General features: G+C 71.9%; 23 protein-coding genes. 8 read left to right on the top strand and 15 right to left on the bottom strand.

The features are described from left to right. The first annotated feature begins 4 nt into the window (after positions 1–4). Positions 5–889: a helix-turn-helix domain-containing protein gene (locus QWU11_RS34280; protein ID WP_290118651.1), complete on the top strand. Its 885-nt coding sequence runs from the start codon at positions 5–7 to the stop codon at positions 887–889. Positions 890–898: 9 nt separating this feature from the next. Here the strand turns inward: QWU11_RS34280 and QWU11_RS34275 are convergent, their stop codons facing one another. Further along, positions 899–1,966: a serine hydrolase domain-containing protein gene (locus tag QWU11_RS34275; RefSeq protein WP_290118650.1), complete on the bottom strand. Its 1,068-nt coding sequence runs from the start codon at positions 1,964–1,966 to the stop codon at positions 899–901. Positions 1,967–2,067: 101 nt separating this feature from the next. Between QWU11_RS34275 and QWU11_RS34270 the strand changes: the two genes are divergently transcribed. Beyond that, positions 2,068–2,901 (top strand): alpha/beta hydrolase, encoded by an 834-nt coding sequence (locus QWU11_RS34270; RefSeq protein ID WP_290118649.1) that lies wholly within the window; start codon positions 2,068–2,070, stop codon positions 2,899–2,901. On the opposite strand, the gene QWU11_RS34265 is transcribed toward QWU11_RS34270, so the two are convergent. Continuing rightward, positions 2,898–3,908: an aldo/keto reductase gene (locus QWU11_RS34265; RefSeq protein WP_290118648.1), complete on the bottom strand. Its 1,011-nt coding sequence runs from the start codon at positions 3,906–3,908 to the stop codon at positions 2,898–2,900. The genes QWU11_RS34270 and QWU11_RS34265 overlap by 4 nt on opposite strands. A gap of 163 nt (positions 3,909–4,071) precedes the next feature. Between QWU11_RS34265 and QWU11_RS34260 the strand changes: the two genes are divergently transcribed. Next, entirely contained in the window at positions 4,072–5,235 is a 1,164-nt protein-coding gene (locus QWU11_RS34260) for an MFS transporter (protein ID WP_290118647.1), read from the top strand. A gap of 7 nt (positions 5,236–5,242) precedes the next feature. Here the strand turns inward: QWU11_RS34260 and QWU11_RS34255 are convergent, their stop codons facing one another. Then, positions 5,243–6,040 (bottom strand): GH25 family lysozyme, encoded by a 798-nt coding sequence (locus QWU11_RS34255; RefSeq protein ID WP_290118646.1) that lies wholly within the window; start codon positions 6,038–6,040, stop codon positions 5,243–5,245. A 401-nt stretch (positions 6,041–6,441) separates the two neighbouring features. Here QWU11_RS34255 and QWU11_RS34250 point away from each other — a divergent pair, with 401 nt between their 5' ends. After that, positions 6,442–7,677 carry a VCBS repeat-containing protein gene (locus tag QWU11_RS34250; protein ID WP_290118645.1) on the top strand — a complete coding sequence of 412 codons (1,236 nt, stop codon included), beginning with the start codon at positions 6,442–6,444 and terminating at the stop codon, positions 7,675–7,677. Here QWU11_RS34250 and QWU11_RS34245 read toward each other — a convergent pair. From QWU11_RS34245 to QWU11_RS34235, 3 genes are all read right to left on the bottom strand, one after another. Further along, on the bottom strand, positions 7,674–8,141 hold the full coding sequence (locus QWU11_RS34245) for a nuclear transport factor 2 family protein (protein WP_290118644.1): 468 nt from the start codon (positions 8,139–8,141) through the stop codon (positions 7,674–7,676). The two genes, QWU11_RS34250 and QWU11_RS34245, sit on opposite strands and share 4 nt — an antisense overlap. A gap of 389 nt (positions 8,142–8,530) precedes the next feature. Then, a complete protein-coding gene (locus QWU11_RS34240) occupies positions 8,531–9,268 on the bottom strand; it encodes a class I SAM-dependent methyltransferase (RefSeq protein WP_290118643.1) in 738 nt (245 codons plus the stop codon). Beyond that, positions 9,265–9,825 (bottom strand): peroxiredoxin-like family protein, encoded by a 561-nt coding sequence (locus QWU11_RS34235; protein ID WP_290118642.1) that lies wholly within the window; start codon positions 9,823–9,825, stop codon positions 9,265–9,267. The genes QWU11_RS34240 and QWU11_RS34235 overlap by 4 nt, the downstream gene beginning before the upstream one ends. A gap of 71 nt (positions 9,826–9,896) precedes the next feature. Between QWU11_RS34235 and QWU11_RS34230 the strand changes: the two genes are divergently transcribed. After that, entirely contained in the window at positions 9,897–10,517 is a 621-nt protein-coding gene (locus tag QWU11_RS34230) for a TetR/AcrR family transcriptional regulator (RefSeq protein WP_290118641.1), read from the top strand. Between the two features lie 20 nt (positions 10,518–10,537). Here the strand turns inward: QWU11_RS34230 and QWU11_RS34225 are convergent, their stop codons facing one another. From QWU11_RS34225 to QWU11_RS34215, 3 genes are all read right to left on the bottom strand, one after another. Then, the gene (locus QWU11_RS34225; protein WP_290118640.1) at positions 10,538–10,966 is read right to left on the bottom strand and encodes a hypothetical protein; all 429 of its coding nucleotides are present in this window, start codon (positions 10,964–10,966) and stop codon (positions 10,538–10,540) included. A gap of 184 nt (positions 10,967–11,150) precedes the next feature. Continuing rightward, positions 11,151–11,555 carry a spore germination protein GerW family protein gene (locus QWU11_RS34220; protein ID WP_290118639.1) on the bottom strand — a complete coding sequence of 135 codons (405 nt, stop codon included), beginning with the start codon at positions 11,553–11,555 and terminating at the stop codon, positions 11,151–11,153. A 205-nt stretch (positions 11,556–11,760) separates the two neighbouring features. Beyond that, the gene (locus QWU11_RS34215; protein WP_290118638.1) at positions 11,761–12,402 is read right to left on the bottom strand and encodes an NAD(P)H-dependent oxidoreductase; all 642 of its coding nucleotides are present in this window, start codon (positions 12,400–12,402) and stop codon (positions 11,761–11,763) included. Positions 12,403–12,487: 85 nt separating this feature from the next. Between QWU11_RS34215 and QWU11_RS34210 the strand changes: the two genes are divergently transcribed. Then, a complete protein-coding gene (locus tag QWU11_RS34210) occupies positions 12,488–12,958 on the top strand; it encodes a MarR family winged helix-turn-helix transcriptional regulator (protein ID WP_290118637.1) in 471 nt (156 codons plus the stop codon). Between the two features lie 12 nt (positions 12,959–12,970). On the opposite strand, the gene QWU11_RS34205 is transcribed toward QWU11_RS34210, so the two are convergent. After that, entirely contained in the window at positions 12,971–13,411 is a 441-nt protein-coding gene (locus QWU11_RS34205; RefSeq protein WP_290118636.1) for a protein-tyrosine phosphatase family protein, read from the bottom strand. 16 nt (positions 13,412–13,427) lie between these two features. After that, entirely contained in the window at positions 13,428–13,946 is a 519-nt protein-coding gene (locus QWU11_RS34200) for an RICIN domain-containing protein (protein WP_290118635.1), read from the bottom strand. Between the two features lie 115 nt (positions 13,947–14,061). On the opposite strand from QWU11_RS34200, the gene QWU11_RS34195 reads away from it, so the two are divergent. After that, positions 14,062–14,610, top strand: a complete 549-nt coding sequence (locus QWU11_RS34195; protein ID WP_290118634.1) for a 2'-5' RNA ligase family protein — start codon at positions 14,062–14,064, stop codon at positions 14,608–14,610. Here the strand turns inward: QWU11_RS34195 and QWU11_RS34190 are convergent. From QWU11_RS34190 to QWU11_RS34180, 3 genes are read right to left on the bottom strand one after another with little or no spacing between them, the layout of a single operon-like run. Further along, positions 14,541–15,926, bottom strand: a complete 1,386-nt coding sequence (locus QWU11_RS34190) for an MFS transporter (RefSeq protein WP_290118633.1) — start codon at positions 15,924–15,926, stop codon at positions 14,541–14,543. The two genes, QWU11_RS34195 and QWU11_RS34190, sit on opposite strands and share 70 nt — an antisense overlap. Continuing rightward, positions 15,923–16,378: an SRPBCC family protein gene (locus tag QWU11_RS34185; RefSeq protein ID WP_290118632.1), complete on the bottom strand. Its 456-nt coding sequence runs from the start codon at positions 16,376–16,378 to the stop codon at positions 15,923–15,925. Before QWU11_RS34185 ends, QWU11_RS34190 begins: the two co-directional genes overlap by 4 nt. Continuing rightward, a complete protein-coding gene (locus QWU11_RS34180) occupies positions 16,375–16,710 on the bottom strand; it encodes a metalloregulator ArsR/SmtB family transcription factor (RefSeq protein ID WP_290118631.1) in 336 nt (111 codons plus the stop codon). Before QWU11_RS34180 ends, QWU11_RS34185 begins: the two co-directional genes overlap by 4 nt. A gap of 303 nt (positions 16,711–17,013) precedes the next feature. On the opposite strand from QWU11_RS34180, the gene QWU11_RS34175 reads away from it, so the two are divergent. Further along, a complete protein-coding gene (locus QWU11_RS34175; RefSeq protein WP_290118630.1) occupies positions 17,014–17,853 on the top strand; it encodes a GH25 family lysozyme in 840 nt (279 codons plus the stop codon). Positions 17,854–17,909: 56 nt separating this feature from the next. Here QWU11_RS34175 and QWU11_RS34170 read toward each other — a convergent pair whose 3' ends face one another. After that, positions 17,910–18,539 (bottom strand): DUF1524 domain-containing protein, encoded by a 630-nt coding sequence (locus QWU11_RS34170; RefSeq protein ID WP_290118629.1) that lies wholly within the window; start codon positions 18,537–18,539, stop codon positions 17,910–17,912. Between the last annotated feature and the right edge of the window lie 209 nt (positions 18,540–18,748).

Below are 18,748 nucleotides of genomic sequence, written 5' to 3'. Positions count from 1 at the left end.
GTCAATGGCGACAGCGCGGCGCTCGCCCCCGACCGAGCGCGTGGTCGCCGTCCTCGACCACTTCGTCGCGGCGCGCGGCCGCCGCATCGGCCTGTCGGCCCTGGCCCGCGAGCTCGGCATCAGCAAGCCCACCTGCCTCGGCATCGTCGCCGGGCTGACCGCGGCCGGCTACCTCGTACGCGACCCGCGGACGCTGACGTACGGCCTCGGACCCGCCCTCATCGCGGCGGGCCGGGTCGCGCAGCAGGGTTTCGCCGCCGGCGACGTCGCGCGGCGGCACCTGGCGCCGCTGGCCGAGCGGTACGCCACGACGTGCGTCGCGTCGGGGGTGGTCGGCGAGGAGATCATGGTGCTCGACGCGGCCGGCCCGGCCGGGAGGGTGCGTGTCGGCGAGCGGTACCCCTTCGCCCCGCCGTCCGGGCTGATGTACGTGCTGTGGGGGCCGGACGAGGAGTTCGAGCGGTGGCTGGCCAAGGAGCCGACGCTGCCGGTGCGGATGGACCGCGGACGGCTGCGCGTCGTCGTCGAGCAGTGCCGCGCGTCGGGGTACCTCGTGGAGAGCCTCACGCCGGCCGGCATGCGGCTGCACGCGCTGATGGCCGGCGTCGCCGCGTACGAGCTGCCCCAGGAGGTGCGCGCGCTGGTGGGCGAGATGGTCTCCAGCCTGGGCGAGCGCGTCTATCTCGGCGCGGAGCTCGGCCCTCGCAAGAGGCACCCGGTCAACCTCATCGCGGCGCCCACGTACGACGCCGACGGCCGCCAGGAGCTCGTGCTGACGCTGTACGTCGGCGGCTCCATCACCGGCGCCGACATCGCCCGCCGCGGCACCGCGCTGGTCGCGGCGGCGGATGCCGTCACCGCGGAGCTGCGCGGCGCCATGGGCGCATGAGAACGCGTTCTATTTAGCGATCGCCTCGTAGGCCGCCATCACGATGGACAGGCCGCGGGCGTACCCGTCGCCGTCCCACAGCACCTGGTTCATGACGTACGCGACCGTCATCCGGTGGTCGAGGTCGGCCAGCAGCACCGACCCGCCCCAGCCGCCCCACGAGCACGTGCGGCCCTCCAGGCGGTAGCCCATGCCCCAGCGCACGGGCATGCCCAGGATCCGGTCCGTGCCGTGGAACTGCTCCTCGAGGGCGCGCTCGCAGCCCGCCTCCGACAGCAGCCGTACGCCGCCGACCTCGCCCCCGCACGCCAGCACCGACTGCACGAGGCCGACCGAGCGCGCGTTGCCGAACCCGTTGAGGGCCGGGATCTCCGCACGCCGCCAGGCCTCGGTGTTGGAGTCGGACACGCCCAGGAGGAAGCCGTCCGGCCGGTCGCCCTGCGGCGCCGGGATGCCCGGAGCGACGCGGTGGTCGTGCTCGGCGGGCAGCCCGATGTGGAAGTCGGCGCCCAGCGGCCCGGCCACCTCCTCGGCGAAGAAGGTCCCGAGGCTCCGCCCGGTGACGCGGCGGACGACCTCGCCGACGAGGAACCCCTGGGTGGCCGAGTGGTAGCCGGCCGCGGTGCCCGGCTCCCATTCGGGGGTCTGCGCGGCCAGCCGCGCCGTCACGGCCGGCCAGTCGTAGAGGTCCTCGACGGCGGTCGGGCCCTCGAACGAGGGCAGGCCGGCGGTGTGGCCGAGCAGGTGCCGGACCAGCACCCCCTCCTTGCCGTTGGCGGCGAACTCGGGCCAGTAGCGGGCCACGGGCGCGTTCAGGTCGAGGTGGCCGCGGTCGGCCAGGATGAGCGCGGACAGCGCCGTCATCGTCTTGGTGGTGGAGAAGACATTGGTGATGGTGTCGCGCTCCCACGGGACCGTACGCGCCACGTCGACGTGCCCGCCCCACACGTCGGCCATCGGCTCGCCGTCCACGTACACCGCCGCCGAGGCGCCCACGTCGTCGGCGTCCAGGGAGGCGGCCAGCGCCTCGCGTATCCCGTCGAAACGTGCCTCACACGTGCCATGGATGTCTGCCACGAGCGCAAGGTAATCGCGGCGGCGGCGGCCGGGCCACCCATTAAAACGGCCCGCCGGATAACCGGTTGCCCGGCCGGAAGACCCCTGACATCATCCGCGCCATGCCCGCCTTCCCCACCTACGACGGAACCCGCCTCGCGTACCACGTCATCGGGGAGGGCGCCCCGGTGATCTGCCTGCCGGGCGGCCCGTCGCAGGACACCGCGTACCTCGGCTCGCTCGGCGGCCTGTCGGCGCGGCGGAAGCTGATCATGCTGGACCTGCGAGGCACCGGAGAGTCGGCCGTGCCCGCGGACGCCGCCTCCTACCGGTGCGACCGGCAGGTCGGCGACGTCGAGGCGCTGCGCGAGCACCTCGGCCTCGACCGGCTGGACCTGCTCGCGCACTGCGCCGGCGCGAACCTCGCGGCGCTGTACGCGCAGCGGCATCCCGCACGCGTCGGCAGGCTCGCGCTGGTCACGCCGAGCACCCGGGCGGTCGGCCTCGACGCGACGGGGGAGGGCCGGCGCGCGGTCGCGCTGCTCCGGCGGGACGAGCCCTGGTTCGCCCAGGCGTTCGCGGCGCTGGAGGAGATCGTGGCCGGCGACGCCACCGAAGATCGCTGGAACGCCATCGAGCCCTTCTTCCACGGCCGCTGGGACGCGGCGGCCCAGGCCCATCAGAAGGCCCAGGCCGGCCGGCGGAACGACGAGGCCGCGGCCGCGTACGGAGGCGGCTTCGAGCCCGGGGCGACGCGCGCGGCGCTGGCCGCGTTCGGGTCGCCGGTGCTGGTACTGGCCGGAGAGGTCGACCTGAACTCGACTCCGGACGTCGTGAAGGAGTACGCCGGGCTGTTCCCTGCCGCCGGGTTCGTCCTCCAGCCGGGAGCGGGCCACTATCCGTGGCTCGACGACCCCGCCCGTTTCGTGGCGGCCGTCGCCTCTTTCCTGAGCTAGCCCGGGGGTACGGGCGCGCCCTCGGCGATCAGCTTCTCCTCGCGCAGGGCCGCCCAGAACGCCGGCGGGACGTCCTCGCCGAGCGCGGCGGAGTCCTCGATCGCGTGGCGGGGCCGCGTGGCGCCGGGGACGGCCGCGCGGCTGACGGGGTGGGCGAGGGAGAACTGCAGGGCGGCCGCCTTCACGCCGACGCCGTACCGCTCGCAGACGGCCGTGATGCGCCCCGCCTTCGCGCGGATGGAGGCGGGCGCCTGCTGGTATTCATAGTGGTCCCCGCCGACGAGGACGCCGGAGTTGTACGGTCCGCCGATCACGATGTCGACGCCCTGTTCGGCCGCCGCCGGGAAGAGGCGCCGCAGGGCGTGTTCGTGATCGAGGAGGGTGTAGCGGCCGGCCGGCAGGAAGGCGTCCGGCTGCGGCTCCTCCAGGTCCAGCGTCAGCTCCAGCGGCTCGATCCGGTTGACGCCCACGCCCCAGGCCTTGATGACGCCCTCCTGACGGAGCTCCTGCAGGACGCGGAAGGCACCGGTGCGGGCCGACTCGTACGCGGCCAGCCACTCGTCGCGCCAGAAGTCCTGGGCCGGGTCGTGCACCCACACGATGTCGACGCGGTCCATGCCGAGCCGCTTGAGGCTGTCGTCCAGCGAGCGGAGAGTGGCGGTCTTGGAGTAGTCATTGACGATCTTGTTCGGCCGCCCGTGCTCGAACAGCCCGCCCTTCTCGCCGAGATCGCGGGCCGCGGGGTCCTCGGTCTCGTCGAGGATGACCCGGCCGACCTTGGTGCTCAGGACGAACTCGTCCCGCGGATGCGCGGCCAGCGCCCGGCCGAGCCGGATCTCCGCCAGGCCCGCGCCGTAGAGAGGCGCGGTGTCGAAGTAGCGGACGCCCGCGTCCCAGGCGGCCTCGACGGTGGCGGCTGCCTCCTCGTCGGGGACGGCGCGGAACATGTTGCCGAGCGGCGCGGTACCGAAGCCGAGCCGGCCGGGCAGGAGAGAGGCGATGCCCATGACAAGGTGACCTTCCGCACATGGGTGGCGGTGTTTCCGTCACGCTCCGTCAAGCATCTCACCGTGGGTCGTGGCCGTACGACGGGCGTGCCGTCTCGGCCGCGGGACGCGCCCGGCGCCCGGGATAGCCTGGACGCTCACCCCCCTTCCCCGAGGTCGTTCCGTGATCCTTTCCGACCCCGTCCCCTCATCCGTCCAGGTCAGGGCCGCCGGCCGTGCCACGTACGTCGCCTTCATCGGTTCGGGGTTCGCGTTCGCGAGCTGGGCGTCACGCATCCCTCAGGTACGCGACCGGCTGCATCTCCAGCCCTCGGAGCTCGGGCTCGTACTGCTCGGCATCGCGGCCGGCTCGGTGATCGCGCTGCCGATGTCGGGCCCGTTGCTGAACCGCCTCGGATCGCAACGGACCGTGACCGTGATGTCGGTGGTCCTCGCGGCCGGGATGGCCGTCGCGGCCCTCGGTTACCTCTACGGCGTCGTGCCGGTCGTCGTCGGACTGTTCCTCGCCGGTCTGGGCAACGGAGCGTGGGACGTGGCGATGAACGTCCAGGGCGCGCACGTCGAGCAGCACCTCGGCCGTTCGATCATGTCCCGGTTTCACGCCGGTTTCAGCGTGGGCACGGTCGCCGGCGCGCTGATCGGCGCGGCGATGGTCGCGCTGCGCGTACCCGTCACCGCGCACCTGCTCGCGGTGGCCGCCATCGTGGCGGTGGCGGTGCCCGTCGCGGTCCGGTGGTTCGTCCCCGACGGGTCCACGGACGGCGACACCGGGGCGGGCGGCGCCTGGTTCGAGCCCCGTACGCTGCTGATCGGCGTGTTCGTCCTCGCGTTCGCCTTCGCGGAGGGAACGGGCAACGACTGGATCAGCGTGGCCCTCATCGACGGGTACGGCGCCCCCGCCACGATCGGCACGCTGGGATTCGCGGTCTTCCTCGCCGCGATGACGACCGGCCGGTGGTTCGGGCCCGCCCTGCTCGACCGGTACGGGCGCGTCGCCGTGATCCGGGTCCTGTCGATCCTGGCCCTCGTCGGCCTGATCCTCTTCGTGTTCGGCCCGTCCGCGCCGGTCGCGTTCGCCGGGGCCGTGCTGTGGGGCGGCGGCATCTCGCTCGGCTTCCCGGTCGGGATGAGCGCGGGGGCCGACGACCCGGCGAGAGCCGCGTCGCGCGTCAGCGTGATCGCCTCGGTGGGCTACTGCGCCTTCCTCGGCGGGCCGCCGCTCATCGGCTTCCTCGGCCAGCGGTTCACCGTGCTGCGCGGGCTGACGGCGGTCGCCGTGCTCCTCGGCGTGGCCGCCCTCATCACCGGGAACGTGCGGCGCCCCTGAGCGCCGGCTACTTGGCGAGAAGGCTCTTGTAGACGGTGGAGGACTTGACGTAGTCCTCGTCGCCGTACGTGCCCTTGTCGGTCCACTGCCAGACCGTGTAGGACTTCCACGCCGCCGGGACCGGGACGCTTCCGGCGGAGGCCTTGTGGTCGTTGACCCACAGCGGGTACGTCGCGCCGAAGACGCTTCCGGCCTTGGCGCCCGCGTTGCCGGTGCAACTGATCCACCAGTCGCGGAAGGTGTTGATGACCGCGTGCCGGCCCGTACGGGCGCGGTACTCGTGCAGGAAGTCGGTGATCCAGGCGTTCATCTTGGCGTGGGTCAGGCCGTAGCACTGGTCCTTGCCGTAGGGGTTCTTCTCGATGTCGAGCACGCCCGGCAGCGTGTGGCCGTCGGCCTTGCCGCCCCCGCCGTGCGCGACGAAGTAGTCGGCCTGGCTGACACCGCTGGAGGTGTTGGGCGTGGCGAAGTGGTAGGCGCCGTGCGCCAGCCCCGCGTTGAGCGCGCCCGCGTACTGCGAGGCGAAGGTGGAGCTCGTGTACGTCTTGCCCTCGGTCGCCTTGATGTAGGCGAACTTGGCGCCGCTCGTCTTGACGGTGGTCCAGTTGACGTGCGGCTGGTAGGCGCTGATATCGATGCCGGGAACGAGCCCCGCGGTCGTGGCCGCGGACCGTACGGTCGCGTCCTCGGGCTGCGTCAGCGGCTGCGAGCCGTGGTCGGCGGGGACGCCGGGATCCGCCGACGAGCAGGCGGTCAGCACACCACAGGCTCCAGCGGCGACGAGAAGGACAACGCGGATCCGCACGACCACACTCCTTGCACAGCGATCGCGCTCGTGTGCGAAGGAGCCCCGCGCCCGCCAGCCGATCTTGACTGCTGGAGAACTTAGCGCAGCTCCGAGGGGAGATACCCCGTTTTGTCGCGTCACGGCCGCTGCGGCGGCGCTCCGCGAGTAAAGGAAACTTTGCCCACGCTCATGATCTCTCCGGTGACCAGCGATATCGACATCGAGCCCTAAAGGGGACGATCCGCGTCATCTTGACGCCGGTCACGGGAGACCGTGTGATTCGCCTGCGCCGTGTCCTGGATGGCGGTCCCCGATCACCACCAACCCACGCGCATCCTCGCGTCTCGCCGTCAGGAAAGGGAAGCGCCTTCGTGGTCACACCGACCGGAAAAACCAGACGCCGCCGAACGATCACACCGGTGGCGATCGCCACCGCCTGCGTCCTCGGCCTCACCGGAACAGCCTCGGCGACCCCGAACGAGGTGTCCCCGCCGGGTGTCGCGATCGCGGCCGAGGCCGGGCCGCTCGGGGGGCGCGCGACGCTCACCCTCGCCCCGTGCGCGGGAGCGCTGGAGTCGCCCCCGGCCGCGTGCGCCGGGACGTTCCCCGCCCGGTACACCTACCAGGTCAACTCCGGTGCGCCGCAGAGCGTGCCCGCGACCGGCGGCGTGCAGACCGTCCAGATCCCACTGCACCATCTGGATTTCAACACCCTGACCGTGTACGGCTACTCGGCCGCCGGGAACTCCGGCGAGCCGGCCTCGGCGGAGTTCATCGTCGGCGAACCCGCCACTCCGTACGCCGACGGGGACATCGACGGTGACGGCCACGCGGACCTGCTGTTCGCCGGTACGGACGCCGATCCCGGCCTCTGGCTCGCCCGCGGTGACGGAGCGGGAGGACTGGGCACTCCCGCGAACATCGGCACTGTCGGTACGGGGCAGAACGGCGGACCGGAGGATTGGACCGGGGCTCAGGTGCTCCACGGCGACTTCACCGGAGACCACGTCCAGGACGTCCTCGCCTACTACCCCGATGGAAGCGTCCCCGGGCGGGGCAGCCTGTCGTCCGGTAACGGCGACGCGCTTCCGCTCGAGATCGATGGTCAGAAGAACGTGCCCGAGGACCAGTTCACCGACTACTCGCTCAACGGCGACGGGGACGTCCCCGCGCAGCTGGTCGCCGCCGGGGACGCGAGCCTCGCCGGTACGGGCATCGCCGACCTGATCGGCATCACCGGGGACGAGGACAACGACTACCAGCTCGACCTCTACACCACGTGCGGGGGATGCGGTGTCGGCGGCTACGGCTACACCCAGACCCTCGCGGGGCCCGGCGAGTCTCCCGACGGTGACGGGGACTGGAAGGACTTCGCGCTCGTCACCGCCCAGCCCGGCGGGCAGGCCGTGCTCTTCGCGCTGAAGAGGACCACCGGCCAGGTCTGGGAGTCCGTCAACCCGGCGCAGAGCGCCGCGACGCCGATCGGCACCCCCGGCACCTGGACCGAGATCGACGTCCCGTGGGCCGCGACCGCCGTGCCCACGCTCGTCTCCGGCGACGTCAACGCCGCCGGCCAGGTCGAGCTGTGGGCGCTGGACGGCCGCGACGCCACCCCGTACACCCTGTCCGGCACCGCCCTCAGCAGAGAGGGCTAGGACTCAGGCGCCAGCCACGGATAGCGTTCCGTGTCCTTGCTCGCGTAGTCGGGGTCGAGATAGATGAAGACGCGCTGGATCTTCCAGTCGCGGATCTCGAACACGTCGCACCAGCGGCCCGCGGCCCACTCCGGTACGCCGGCGCGCCACGGGCCGTCGCGGTGCTCTCCGTGGCTGGTGCCCTCGCACACGACGACGTCGCCGCCCGAGAAGACCCAGTTGAAGTGCGAGTAATGGTGCTCGATCTGCTTGATCGTGGTGCCGACGTCGGTGAAGAGACGGCCGATGTCGTCCTTTCCCGTGGCAAGGCCCCACTTGGGGAAGTACACCTGGGCGTCGTCGGCGAAAAGGTCGAGGATGCCGTCTCCGGTCGAGGTGACTCCGCCGTTGTCGAACGCCTTCAGGTATTCGAGGGCGACCGACTTTCGCTGCTCGTCGGTCATCGTCTCCTTGGCCAGTGCCATGCGTTCTCCGTCCGGATCATGAGGAAGGTACGCACATGACATCGCATGTCCGCCGGCGTTGGGAACACGGCGGCCGGAAAGGGTCTCAGCGACGGACCGCCGCGACCAGAGGTGCCAGCCGAGTCGCCAGGTTACGGACGGCGATCCCGCGGCGGCTCGCCGGAACGATCAGGGCGGCGGCGGACCTGACGTTGCGCCGCCGGGGGGTCGACGAGCCGACGGTGTCCCGTCTCGTACCGCCGGAGGGCGTCGCCGCCGGCGGCCAGCTCGCCGGCCAGGGCGGCGTCGCCGAGGAGCGCGACCGCCGCCCCAGCAGTCGAACCGCGAGGCCGTGCGCCGGGCCGTGGAGATCATGCTGGACGGACTGCGCCCTTGAGGCGAGACAGGCCTTAGGGACGTACGGCGCTCACCAGCCACGCGGTGCTGCGCAGGTGCACGCCCTCGGAGGTCTCGTACGGTCGTGCCGCCTCGGTGAGGGCCGCACCCAGGTCGCCCGGCGAGAGGGCGCCCCAGGCGAGGATGAACGCCGCGGCCTCGGCGGCGTCCGCGCCGAGCGCGATGGTCGTCTCGGCCGGGGCGAGCGCGAGGTCGCGGAAACCCGCCCCGGTGACCACGTCCTCGACGTGGGCCGGGTCCGCGAGCGAGTGCACGGCCGCGGCGGGCTCGCCGCCCATCGCCGTCGCGAGCAGACGAGGAAGGTCGTTGCCCTCCGGCGGGCCGACCGTGGCGAAGACCAGCCGCCCGCCCGGCCGCAGGGCCGTGCCGACGTTGGCGAACGCGGCCACGGGGTCGGCGAAGAACATCATCCCGAACCGGCTGATGACCACGTCGAAGCCGCCCGCTTCGAACGGGTACGTCTGCGCGTCGCCGGTCTCGAACGTCACGTTCCCGATCGCCTCGTCGGCCGCCAGCGACCGCGCCTGCTCCAGGACGGGCGCCGCGAGGTCGTTGCCGACCGCGTGACCCTGGTGCGCCCGGCGGGCCGCCGACCGCGTCGTGCCGCCGTACCCGCAGCCGATGTCCAGCACGCGATCCCGCTCGCCGATCGCGGCGGCGGCGAACAGCGGCGCGTCGAAACCGCCGCACACCACCTCGTACCGCTCGGCGTCCGCGGCCCGGTCGATCATCGGAGCGCCATCGCGTCGGCCTGGGCCAGCAGCTCGTCGACCGACCACTGGTCGTAGGCGTGCGTGCCGTACTTGGCGGCGACGACCCGGCCGTCCCCGGCGATGAGCAGGTCGGCGGGGAGGCCCAGCCGGCCGCGCTCCTGATGGAGCGCCGGGCCGCGTACCCGCCCGCGTACGACCCGCCACGAGCCACGGACGATCGGGATCCAGGCGCGCGGGTCGAGCAGCGCGCGGGCCGACGACTCCACGCCGAACTCGGCGTACAGCCGCTTGCCCGGATCGGCGACCACGGCGAACGGAAGGCCGTCGGTGTACTCGGCCAGTTCCTCGGCGGGGGAGTGGAAGACCACGACCTCGCGGACGCCGGCCGCCTCGATCTCCTCGTGCCGCCGTACCACCGACCGCAGGTGCAGGTTGCAGACCGGGCAGCCCGCGAACCTCCTCAGCTGCAGGTGGGTCAGCCGCCCGGGATCGGGAACGGGCACCGTCCCGCCGGGGACCGTGGAGAGTTCTCGTGCCGGGATGACGGTGCCGGGACGCACCTGGTCCGCGCTCATGCAGGCCTCCACGTTTAGGTGTACGGCGTACGCCTACGATCGTAGGCGTATTGCGTACGCTGTCAACGGCCATGCCACGTCCACGCTCGCTCACCCACGCTCAGATCGCCTCGGCCGCGCTCGCCGTCATCGACCGGGACGCGCTCACCGGGCTGACGATGCGTGCCGTCGCCGGCGAGCTCGGCGTGAGCACGATGGCGCTCTACCGGTACGTCGCCGACCGCGAGGAACTCGAGCGGCTCGTCGTCGAACGCGTCCTCGGCGCCGTCGACACCACGCCGCCGGCCCCGGAGCTGCCGTGGCGCGAGCGGGTGGAGGTCCTGGTCCTGCGGCTGCGCGACACCGTGGGCGCGCATCCGGAGATCGTGCCGCTGACGCTCACGCACCGGCAGGGGTCGCCCGGCGTGCTGCGCTGGTCCGAGACCGTGCTCGGCGTCCTCACCGGGGCGGGCATCGAGGGCGAGCGGCGGGTCATCGCGCTGCGCGGCCTGCTCGCGTACGTCATCGGCGCGATCCAGCTCGAACACCTCGGGCCGCTCTCGGGCCGGGGCACGACGGTCATCGCCGGGTTGCCGGAGTTCCCGTTCATGGCCGAGACCGCGCGGTACGCGGCGGGGGTCGACGCCGACCGGGAGTTCCGCGGCGGGCTCGCCCTCCTACTGGGCGGGATGGAGACGCGAGGGCCCGGCTGACGCGCGGGCCCCGCGCTGGATCAGTCCTTCCGGCGGTCGGTCGCGGCGTCGGCCAGCAGGCCCAGCCCGATGCCCAGCATCCAGACGTCCTTGCTGACCCCGAGGCCGGCCGGGCTGGGCCAGATCGAGCCGGGCTTGCGCATGGCCGGCGTCCGCGCGTACATCGCCATCAGGCTGCCGGAGAATCCGGTGAGCGCGGCGCCGGCGATCGCCTCGGGCACGAAGGGCGCCAGCAGCGCGGTACCGGTCGCGATCTCCGCGCCGGCGAGCAGTCGCAGGAACGTACGCGGCGGGACCGCGTTGAGGAACGGGAACGCCGCGGCGGCCGTCTTGTGGACCCCGGCCGCCTGCTCGTCGCCGCCGCCCCACTTGCCGAGCCCGGAATGCAGGATGTACGCACCGGTGGTCACCCGGCCGGGCGCGGTCCTCGCCTTGATCGACAGTCTCATCCGGCTCCTTCGCTCATCGGTCGGGCCATGCCGTTCGGCAGCGCCGAGGATGCGGACAGGCTACGACCCGTCGGCCGGCCGGCGCGCGGCGGGCGACCGCCATGGCCGGGACCTGCGGGGAGGCGTCGCAGTCGTGCCGGAAGGGACGGGGTACGTGACGAGCCGCGACGGCGCGTCGTGGGACTCAGCGGCCGCGCGACCTGACCAGGGCTCGCGCGACTCGCACGGCGACGGAGCCGGTCACGAGGGCGGCCAGCAGGAGGTCCATCCGCTGGTCGCGGATCGGCCGGTAGACGGCCTGGCCGTCCTTGATCTGGATGTAGCCCCGTGGCACGGCCCAGGTGCTGCCGCCTCCGCCGCCGCCCTGGCCCTGGTCCTCTTCCTTGTTCTTGCGGCCGACGCCCACACCGGCGCCGAACCCGAAGCCGACCGTGGCGACGGGGATGATCGTGACGTCCCCGCGTTCGACCGGGTCGCCGAAGACGGCCGACACCGACGCGCGGCCGCCGAGCCGGTCGGCCAGGCGTTCGAGCAGTTCGGCGGCGGGGCGGGCGGCGCTCGCCGCTTCGCGGGCATCGTCAGGCGTCATCAGGTGTTCCTTCCGTGGCGCGAGGGCCCATTACGTCACACCGTGGAACCCGCGGCAAGGCGCCCGGTCAGCGGGGGGTGAAGGGGCGGCCGCTGACCGCCACAGGCCGGCGAACCCGTGCACGATCGACCACGCGGCGAGCGCGTCGGTACGGACGCCACGCCCGCCGCGTCGCCGAAGTGGCGGGCCGGGGCCGCGCGGCGTCTCACACCTTCACGGGCGCCCAGAGACGGTCGATGGCCTCCTCGGCGGCGGCGAGGCTCTCGTCGGCCAGCGGGATCAGGCCGGCCATGGCCGGGTTCGTACGGGCGAGAGTGAGTTCGGCGGTGATGAAGCGCGGCTCCAGGCCGGTGAGCGAGACGCCGTGCGGGAGCCAGGCCTCCGCGTGGTCCCAGCCCTGGCGCGGCGCGCCCTCGCCGTAGCCGCCGCCACGGCTCGCCAGGACCAGGAACTCCCGGCCGCCGAGCAGGCCGGCGTTGGTCTCGGCGTCGATCGACAGGCCCGGCGCGATGAGGTGGTCGACCCAGGTCTTCACGCTGCTGGGCGCGCCGTAGTTGTAGACCGGCAGGCCGAGCAGGACCGTGTCGGCCCGCTTGATCTCCTCGATCACCTCGCGGCTGAGCTCCCACGAGGCGGACTGGGCGGGCGTGCGCTGGTCGGCCGGCACCATCCGGGCCAGCCCGGTGGCCTCGTCGAAGTGCGGCAGCGGATCGCGGCCCAGGTCGCGGTACGTGACGGTGCCCTCGGGATGTACGGCGCGCCACGCCGCGGCGGCGCGGGCGGTGAGCCGCCGGCTGATGGAGCGCTCGCCCTGGATGCTCGAGTCGATGTGCAGGAGATGCGACATATCGATGGCCTCTCATGGATCGTTTGCGTAAGACAAACCATTTGTATCACATGGATAGGAGGCCTCCTCGGATAGACTTGGGGACGTGGTCTCCCTCCCCGTGATCAACCAGCCGCTGCACCGCTCGGGTGCGCTGCTCGACCACCTGGCGCGCCGGATGCGGCAGCGCGGGGAGTCGGTGCTGACGCCGCTCGGCCTGCGCCCGCGCCACCTGCTCATGCTCACGGTGCTGCGCGACCGCGGCGGCTGCTCGCAACAAGCCCTCTCGGCCACGCTGGAGATGGACGGGACCAACATCGTCGGCCTGCTCAACGAGCTCGAGGCCAACGAGTTCATCGAGCGGCGGCGCTCACCCGAAGACCGCCGCCGGCACATCGTCGAGCTCACCGACGCCGGGGTGCGCATCCTCGCGAAGGCCGAGTTCGCCCTCGCGGCGGTCGAGGACCACGTGCTCAGTGCGCTCGACAAGGAGCAGCGCGAGACGCTCTACACCCTGCTCCAGCTGGCCTCGACCGGCACGACCTGTGCCGAGGCCCTCAGCGACCCGGAGTGCTGACCCGCCCGGAGCTCACCTGACGGGGAAGCGGGCGACCCAGCGGCGCTGCCAGGGCGTCTCGACGGCGCGGTGATGGTAGTTCGCCCGGGTCCAGGAGACCGCCTCGCCGGGGTTCACCCCGGACAGGACGGCGAGGCAGGCGATCACCGTGCCCGTACGGCCGATTCCACCGCCGCACGCGACCTCGACCGCGTCACCGTCCCGCGCCCGGTCGTGCAGCGCGTTGATCCGGCGTACGGCCTCGTCCCGGTCCTTCGGCAGGAGGAAGTCGGGCCAGTCGATCCAGGCGTGGGGCCACGTGAGCGCGGCTTCGTGGCGGCTGCGCAGCCGGTCCGAACCCAGGTAGAGGCCGAAGCCGGGCGGCGGTCCACCGGGGGCCGGACGGCGCAGGCCACGGCCGCGCACCCGGCATCCGTCGGGCAGCCGGATCGCGCCGGGGAGAGGATCGGTCACGACCCCATTATTCGGCTCACGCCAGCCGCCAGTGCTGCTCGTGGTGGGAACCGCACTCCCACTGGAGGGCGGGCGCGCCGTTGTCGGTCGACCGGTCGAGGATCGACAGGCACTTCTGGCTGTTGCGGGCGACGATGGCGAAGAATCCGTCGTCGCGCTGGACGAGCCTCCACTTCTGGTTGTCGCGCGTGCCGCAGTCCCACTGCAGGACCGGGGCTCCGTTGTGGGTGGCGGCGTTCGACACCGACAGGCACTTGCCGCTGTCGTCGGAGCGGACCTGGTAATAGCCCTCGGTGGTCGGGGCGAAGTTCCACTGCTGGTTGTCCCGCGGGCCGCAGTCCCACTGCAGCATGCGGGCGCCGTTGTCGTACGCGGCGCCGTCGACCGACAGGCACAGGTTGCTGTGCCGGTTGACGAGGTTGGCGGTGAACAGCCGCTGGGCGCCGGGCGAGGCGGCGGCGGGGAGGGCGAGGGCCGGTCCGGAGAGCAGAAGAGGGATCGCGGCGAGTACACGACCACGACGAGGGAATGCCATGACGACTCCTCGGGAGGTGTGAGCGGAGGCAGACGAACCGTTGACTACCCGTTAGTGAATCTCACCATGTGTAACGATTGAACATGGGAGTTGTTTGAGGGGAGTTGTTCGGAATATGCGGGCTGATATCGACCGGCTGGCCGGAGCGACGGAGACCGCCATCATCATTCCGGTGGGCGCCGCGGAGCGTACGGTGGGGCGTTTCAGGAAGAAATTAGACCAATCCGCTGCTCGGGGTATGTCGGCGCATGTGACGGTTCTTTACCCTTTTGTCGCGCCGGATCGGATCGACGCCGAGACCCTCGCCGAGGCCGGTGCCGCCCTGGCGGAGGTGCCCGCCTTCGACTGTGCGTTCACCCAGGTCAAGTGGTTCGGTGACGACGTCGTCTGGCTGAGTCCGGAACCGGACCGCCATTTCCGTGAACTGACGCGTTCGGTCTGGCGGAGATTTCCGGATTGCCCGCCTTATCGCGGCGAACATTCGGACTCGATCCCGCACCTCACGATCGGCAGTGTGGCGGTCGCGAATCTCGAAAGCCTGAAACGTGCGGCCGTCGCGATCCAGCCCGAACTCCCCATTCCCGCGAGGGTCGATCACGCACGTCTCGTGGCGGCGTCCTCGGGATCGTGGCGGACGGTGACCGAGTTCCCGCTGCCCGGCTGAGCCCGTAGGGGGAGCAGGGTCAGGGCGGCGGCCGTTCCGGCGCAGGCGAAGACGCCCGCCGCGACGAAGGCGGCCCGCGGTCCGCCGGCCACCGCGACGCTCCCGCAGACGGCCACACCGAGCGCCGTACCGACGGCGAAGGACGTGTCGGCCAGCCCGGCGGCGAGTCCCGAGTGCTCCACGGCGACGCCGGAGAGCGCGGCGATCTGCGCGCCCACCGCGGCGGCGCCCATGCCCGCGCCGAAGACCAGCAGGGCGGCGGCGATCGGCAACGGCGAGCCGGCCGGTACGAGCAGGGCCGACGCGCAGGCGAGCAGGGCCGTACCCGTGACGGCCACGCGCCGGACGCCGGTACGCGTGACGCGCCGCTGGCTCACCAGCGCGCCGGCCACCGACGTCACGGTCATGACCGCCGCCATGAGCCCGAACCGGATCGGTGACCAGCCGAGGACCCGCTGGCCGTACGCGGTCAGGGTGACGAGCATGCCGTCGACGGTCATGCCGGCGAGCAGCATGACGACGTTCCCGCCGGTGAGCGACCGTGAGCGCAGCGCGCCGAGCGGCAACAGCGGTGCGGCCGAACGCCGCTCGACGAGGGCGAACAGCGCGGCGAACCCCGCGGCGCCGGCGAGCAGGCCGGCCGTTCGGGCCGGGCTCGCCGCCGGCAGCCCGATGATCGCCAGGACCAGCAGTGTCATGGCCGGCGTCACCGTCGCGGCGCCGGCCAGGTCGAACGGACGGCCGCGCGCCGGCCCGCGGCTCTCCACCAGCACGGCCGGCGCGAGGGCGAGGACGGCGAGGCCGACCGGCACGTTGATCCAGAACACCCAGGGCCAGCCGAACGTCTCGGTGATCAGGCCGCCGAGCAGCAGGCCGGCGGTGGCGCCGACCCCGCCGATGCCACCCCAGATCCCCAGCGCCCGGTTCCGTTCGGGGCCCTCGGGGAAGGCGTTCGTCACCATCGACAGGGCGGCCGGGGCGATGATCGCCGCCGACAGGCCCTGCAGCGCCCGCCCGGCGACGAGGATCCCGGCGGAGGGCGTGAGCCCGCAGAGCAGCGAGGCGACCACCCGCAGGACCATCCCGGTCAGGAACATCCGCCGGCGGCCGAGCAGGTCGGTGGCCCGCCCGCACAGGAGCAGCGGACCGCTGAACGCCAGCGCGTACGCGGTCACGGTCCACTGGAGGACGGGGCCGCCGAGGTGGAGGTCGCGCCCGATCGAGGGAAGGGCGGTGAGCAGGCTCGTCCCGTCCAGGATCGTCATGAGGAACGCGGTGCCGAGCAGCACGAGCACCCCTCCGCGGCGGGTCCTCACGACGGCCCTTCCCGGAGGTGGGTGCCCAGGGCGTCGAGCCAGCCGGCCGTGCCCTGCTCGCGCCAGGCCGGGTCCTCGTGGCCGTCGAGGTAGGTGCCCTGCTCGGTCAGGACGAGGATCGCTCCTTCGCCGTCCGGGGCGAACGTGACGGTCGTCAGCGACGCCGTGGTCAGCGTGTCGCGGGCGTGCAGCGTGGAGGAGTAGACGATCCGCTCGCCCGGGAGGATCTCGTGGTAGCGGGCCTCGAACGTCAGCGGCGGCCCGTCGCCGTGCCTGCCGCGGTTGACCTCACGGCCGCCCACGCGGAAGTCGAGCTCGTGGCCGCCTCCGGGGGCCGCGAACCAGCGGGCCTTGGCGGCCGGGTCCGCCCACGCGGCGAAGACGCGCTCGACCGGGACGGGGTAGCGGCGTTCGAGGTCGAAGGTGGCGTGGGTCACGGAGCGGTCGGTCATGATCTGCCCTCCTGTTCGTCGTCGTTCAGGTGGCCGCCGAGGCGGTCCAGCCGGGCCTCCCAGGCGGTGCGCTGCCGGCCGAGCCAGCCTTCGGCGGCCCGCAGGCCGGCCGGTTCGACCTGGCACGTACGAACCCGGCCGACCTTCTCCGAGCGGACCAGGCCGCAGGACTCGAGCACCTGCAGGTGCTGCATGACGGCCGGCAGCGACATGGCCAGGGGCTCGGCGAGCGCGCTGACCGAGGCGGGTCCCCGTGTCAGCCGCTCGACGATGTCCCGACGGGTCGGGTCCGCCAGCGCCTGGAAGATCCGGTCCAGCTCATGGTTAAGCACGTGCCTAAGTATCAACGACGAGCCGCACAACAGTCAAGCAGGTACTTAAGTATTTAGAGAGACGTGGGCGGATTGAGGTGGAGTGTCCCGGAGCCATCCCACGTGACAGGAGAGGCGTCCAGGGTCACCGTTGGCCGCATCCGGTCGCGGTGTGCGACATATGCCGTTTACGTGGCGAAATGCCGCCCCAGTCAAGGCGCGGTAAGAAAAATTCCTTCCGGACCGTTGCCAGCAAGGTGAGAATCTGTCGAAATCTAGGTGCTGCCAGTCCTCATGGACCCCGCCCCCTTGAAGGAGAACCCCATGGCCGCATCCCCCCGCCGGCTTGCCGGCTGGCTGAGGACCACCACGACGCTCGCCGCGGTCGCCGGCGCCGCGACCGTCGGCCTCACCGTCCCCGCCCACGCCGCCACGCCCAACCCGATGGCCCACCCCGAGCGCGACTACATGGGCTCGACCATCGCCGCCCATGAGGGCCAGCGGATGACCATCACGCCCAAGCTCGCCCCCGGTGGGCTGCCCGGACTCGACGTGAGTCACTGGCAGGGCACGATCAACTGGACCACCGTCAAGAACCAGGGCGCGAAGTTCGCCTACATCAAGGCGACCGAGGGCACGACCTACCGTGACCCGAACTTCAGCGCCAACTACACCAACGCCTACTACGCGGGCCTGGTGCGCGGCGCGTACCACTTCGCGCAGCCGGCGAGCTCCAGCGGCGCCGCGCAGGCCGACTACTTCGCCGCCCACGGTGGCGCGTGGTCGAAGGACAACCAGACCCTGCCCGGCATGCTCGACATCGAGTACAACCCGAACGGCTCCACCTGCTACGGCATCAGCCAGTCGGCGATGCGCACGTGGATCACGGCCTTCCTGAACGAGTACCACGCCAAGACCACTCGCTGGGCCACGATCTACACCACCACCGACTGGTGGACCACCTGCACGGGCAACACCAGCGCGTACGCCGGCAATGACCCGCTGGACATCGCGCGCTACTCCAGCAGCGTCGGCACGCTCCCCGCGGGCTGGAGCTTCTACACCTTCTGGCAGTGGGCCGACGGGGGCACCTTCCCCGGCGACCAGGACGTGTTCAACGGTTCGGCGGCCCGGCTCCTCGCGCTCGCCAACAACACCCCCTGACCCCACGGTCATCGCCGATGGCGCCCAGCGGTCCGCCGCTGGGCGCCATCCGCGCGTCAGCAGGTCGCGAGCATCGAGGTCAGCTGGGTCTTCTCGGCGCTCTGGAGCGTGAGGGCGTAGTAGTACTTGACCTGGATCCAGGCGCGGGCGTAGGTGCACCAGAACGAGGTCAGCGACGGCTTCCAGGTCGTCGGGTCCTGGTCGCCCTTGGACTGGTTGACGTTGTCGGTCACCGCCCACAGCTCGGGGCCACCGAGATCGTTCGCGTACGTCTGCCGCTGCGCGGTGGTCCAGGCCCACGCGCCCGAGCGCCAGGCCTCGGCGAGCGGCACCATGTGGTCGATGTCGACGTCGCTCGCGGCGGTCCAGGTCGCGCCGTCGTACGGGCTGCGCCAGGTGCCGGAGGTCGCGGCGCAACTGGAGTCGGTGGCCACGCCCGTGCCATCGCGCTTGAGCACCTCCTCGCGGGTGTTGCAGGATCCGCTGATCGTGATCCAGTGGGGGAACAGATCGCGGTCGTAGGTGGACTGGTGGCTCTCGGTGGCGACGGTGAGGGTGGCGAGCCGAGTGGCGGCCGTGCTCGCGGAGGGGATGTTGGGCGGGGTGGCGCCGGCCGTCTGGGAGACCAGCGTGAGGCCGCCGGCGAGGGCGATGGCGGCGGAGAACACGGCGAAGACTCGTCTCACGAGCTTCTCCTTCTGCCCGTCGCTCCGGCCAGTGGGGGGCTTCTGGGCGCGAACGGAGCAGCCGGACAAAACGGAGCGTTACTAAATACAACGCCCTATGAAATATCAATGGTTAATCATGAGGTTTCTTCGTATTCGTCGGACATCGCCCATGACGTCGCACTGAATCCCGCTGATCTGGTGCGACCGTCAATCCGTCCTCGACCCGT

Source organism: Actinomadura sp. DC4 (assembly GCF_030406325.1).
In the GTDB taxonomy this organism is placed as follows: Bacteria; Actinomycetota; Actinomycetes; order Streptosporangiales; family Streptosporangiaceae; genus Actinoallomurus.
Note: the sequence above shows the minus strand (reverse complement) of the source record. Positions and strands in the feature narration are given on the sequence as shown.

Bases quoted from the DNA above. Each gene is read 5' to 3' on its own strand.
- QWU11_RS34270 (WP_290118649.1), top strand. From the start codon at position 2,068: ATGCCCGCCTTCCCCACCTACGACGGAACCCGCCTCGCGTACCACGTC.
- QWU11_RS34235 (WP_290118642.1), bottom strand. From the start codon at position 9,825: ATGAGCGCGGACCAGGTGCGTCCCGGCACCGTCATCCCGGCACGAGAA.
- QWU11_RS34280 (WP_290118651.1), top strand. From the start codon at position 5: ATGGCGACAGCGCGGCGCTCGCCCCCGACCGAGCGCGTGGTCGCCGTC.
- QWU11_RS34175 (WP_290118630.1), top strand. From the start codon at position 17,014: ATGGCCGCATCCCCCCGCCGGCTTGCCGGCTGGCTGAGGACCACCACG.
- QWU11_RS34245 (WP_290118644.1), bottom strand. From the start codon at position 8,141: ATGGCACTGGCCAAGGAGACGATGACCGACGAGCAGCGAAAGTCGGTC.
- QWU11_RS34185 (WP_290118632.1), bottom strand. From the start codon at position 16,378: ATGACCGACCGCTCCGTGACCCACGCCACCTTCGACCTCGAACGCCGC.
- QWU11_RS34200 (WP_290118635.1), bottom strand. From the start codon at position 13,946: ATGGCATTCCCTCGTCGTGGTCGTGTACTCGCCGCGATCCCTCTTCTG.
- QWU11_RS34240 (WP_290118643.1), bottom strand. From the start codon at position 9,268: ATGATCGACCGGGCCGCGGACGCCGAGCGGTACGAGGTGGTGTGCGGC.
- QWU11_RS34265 (WP_290118648.1), bottom strand. From the start codon at position 3,908: ATGGGCATCGCCTCTCTCCTGCCCGGCCGGCTCGGCTTCGGTACCGCG.
- QWU11_RS34195 (WP_290118634.1), top strand. From the start codon at position 14,062: ATGCGGGCTGATATCGACCGGCTGGCCGGAGCGACGGAGACCGCCATC.
- QWU11_RS34230 (WP_290118641.1), top strand. From the start codon at position 9,897: ATGCCACGTCCACGCTCGCTCACCCACGCTCAGATCGCCTCGGCCGCG.
- QWU11_RS34220 (WP_290118639.1), bottom strand. From the start codon at position 11,555: ATGACGCCTGACGATGCCCGCGAAGCGGCGAGCGCCGCCCGCCCCGCC.
- QWU11_RS34215 (WP_290118638.1), bottom strand. From the start codon at position 12,402: ATGTCGCATCTCCTGCACATCGACTCGAGCATCCAGGGCGAGCGCTCC.
- QWU11_RS34225 (WP_290118640.1), bottom strand. From the start codon at position 10,966: ATGAGACTGTCGATCAAGGCGAGGACCGCGCCCGGCCGGGTGACCACC.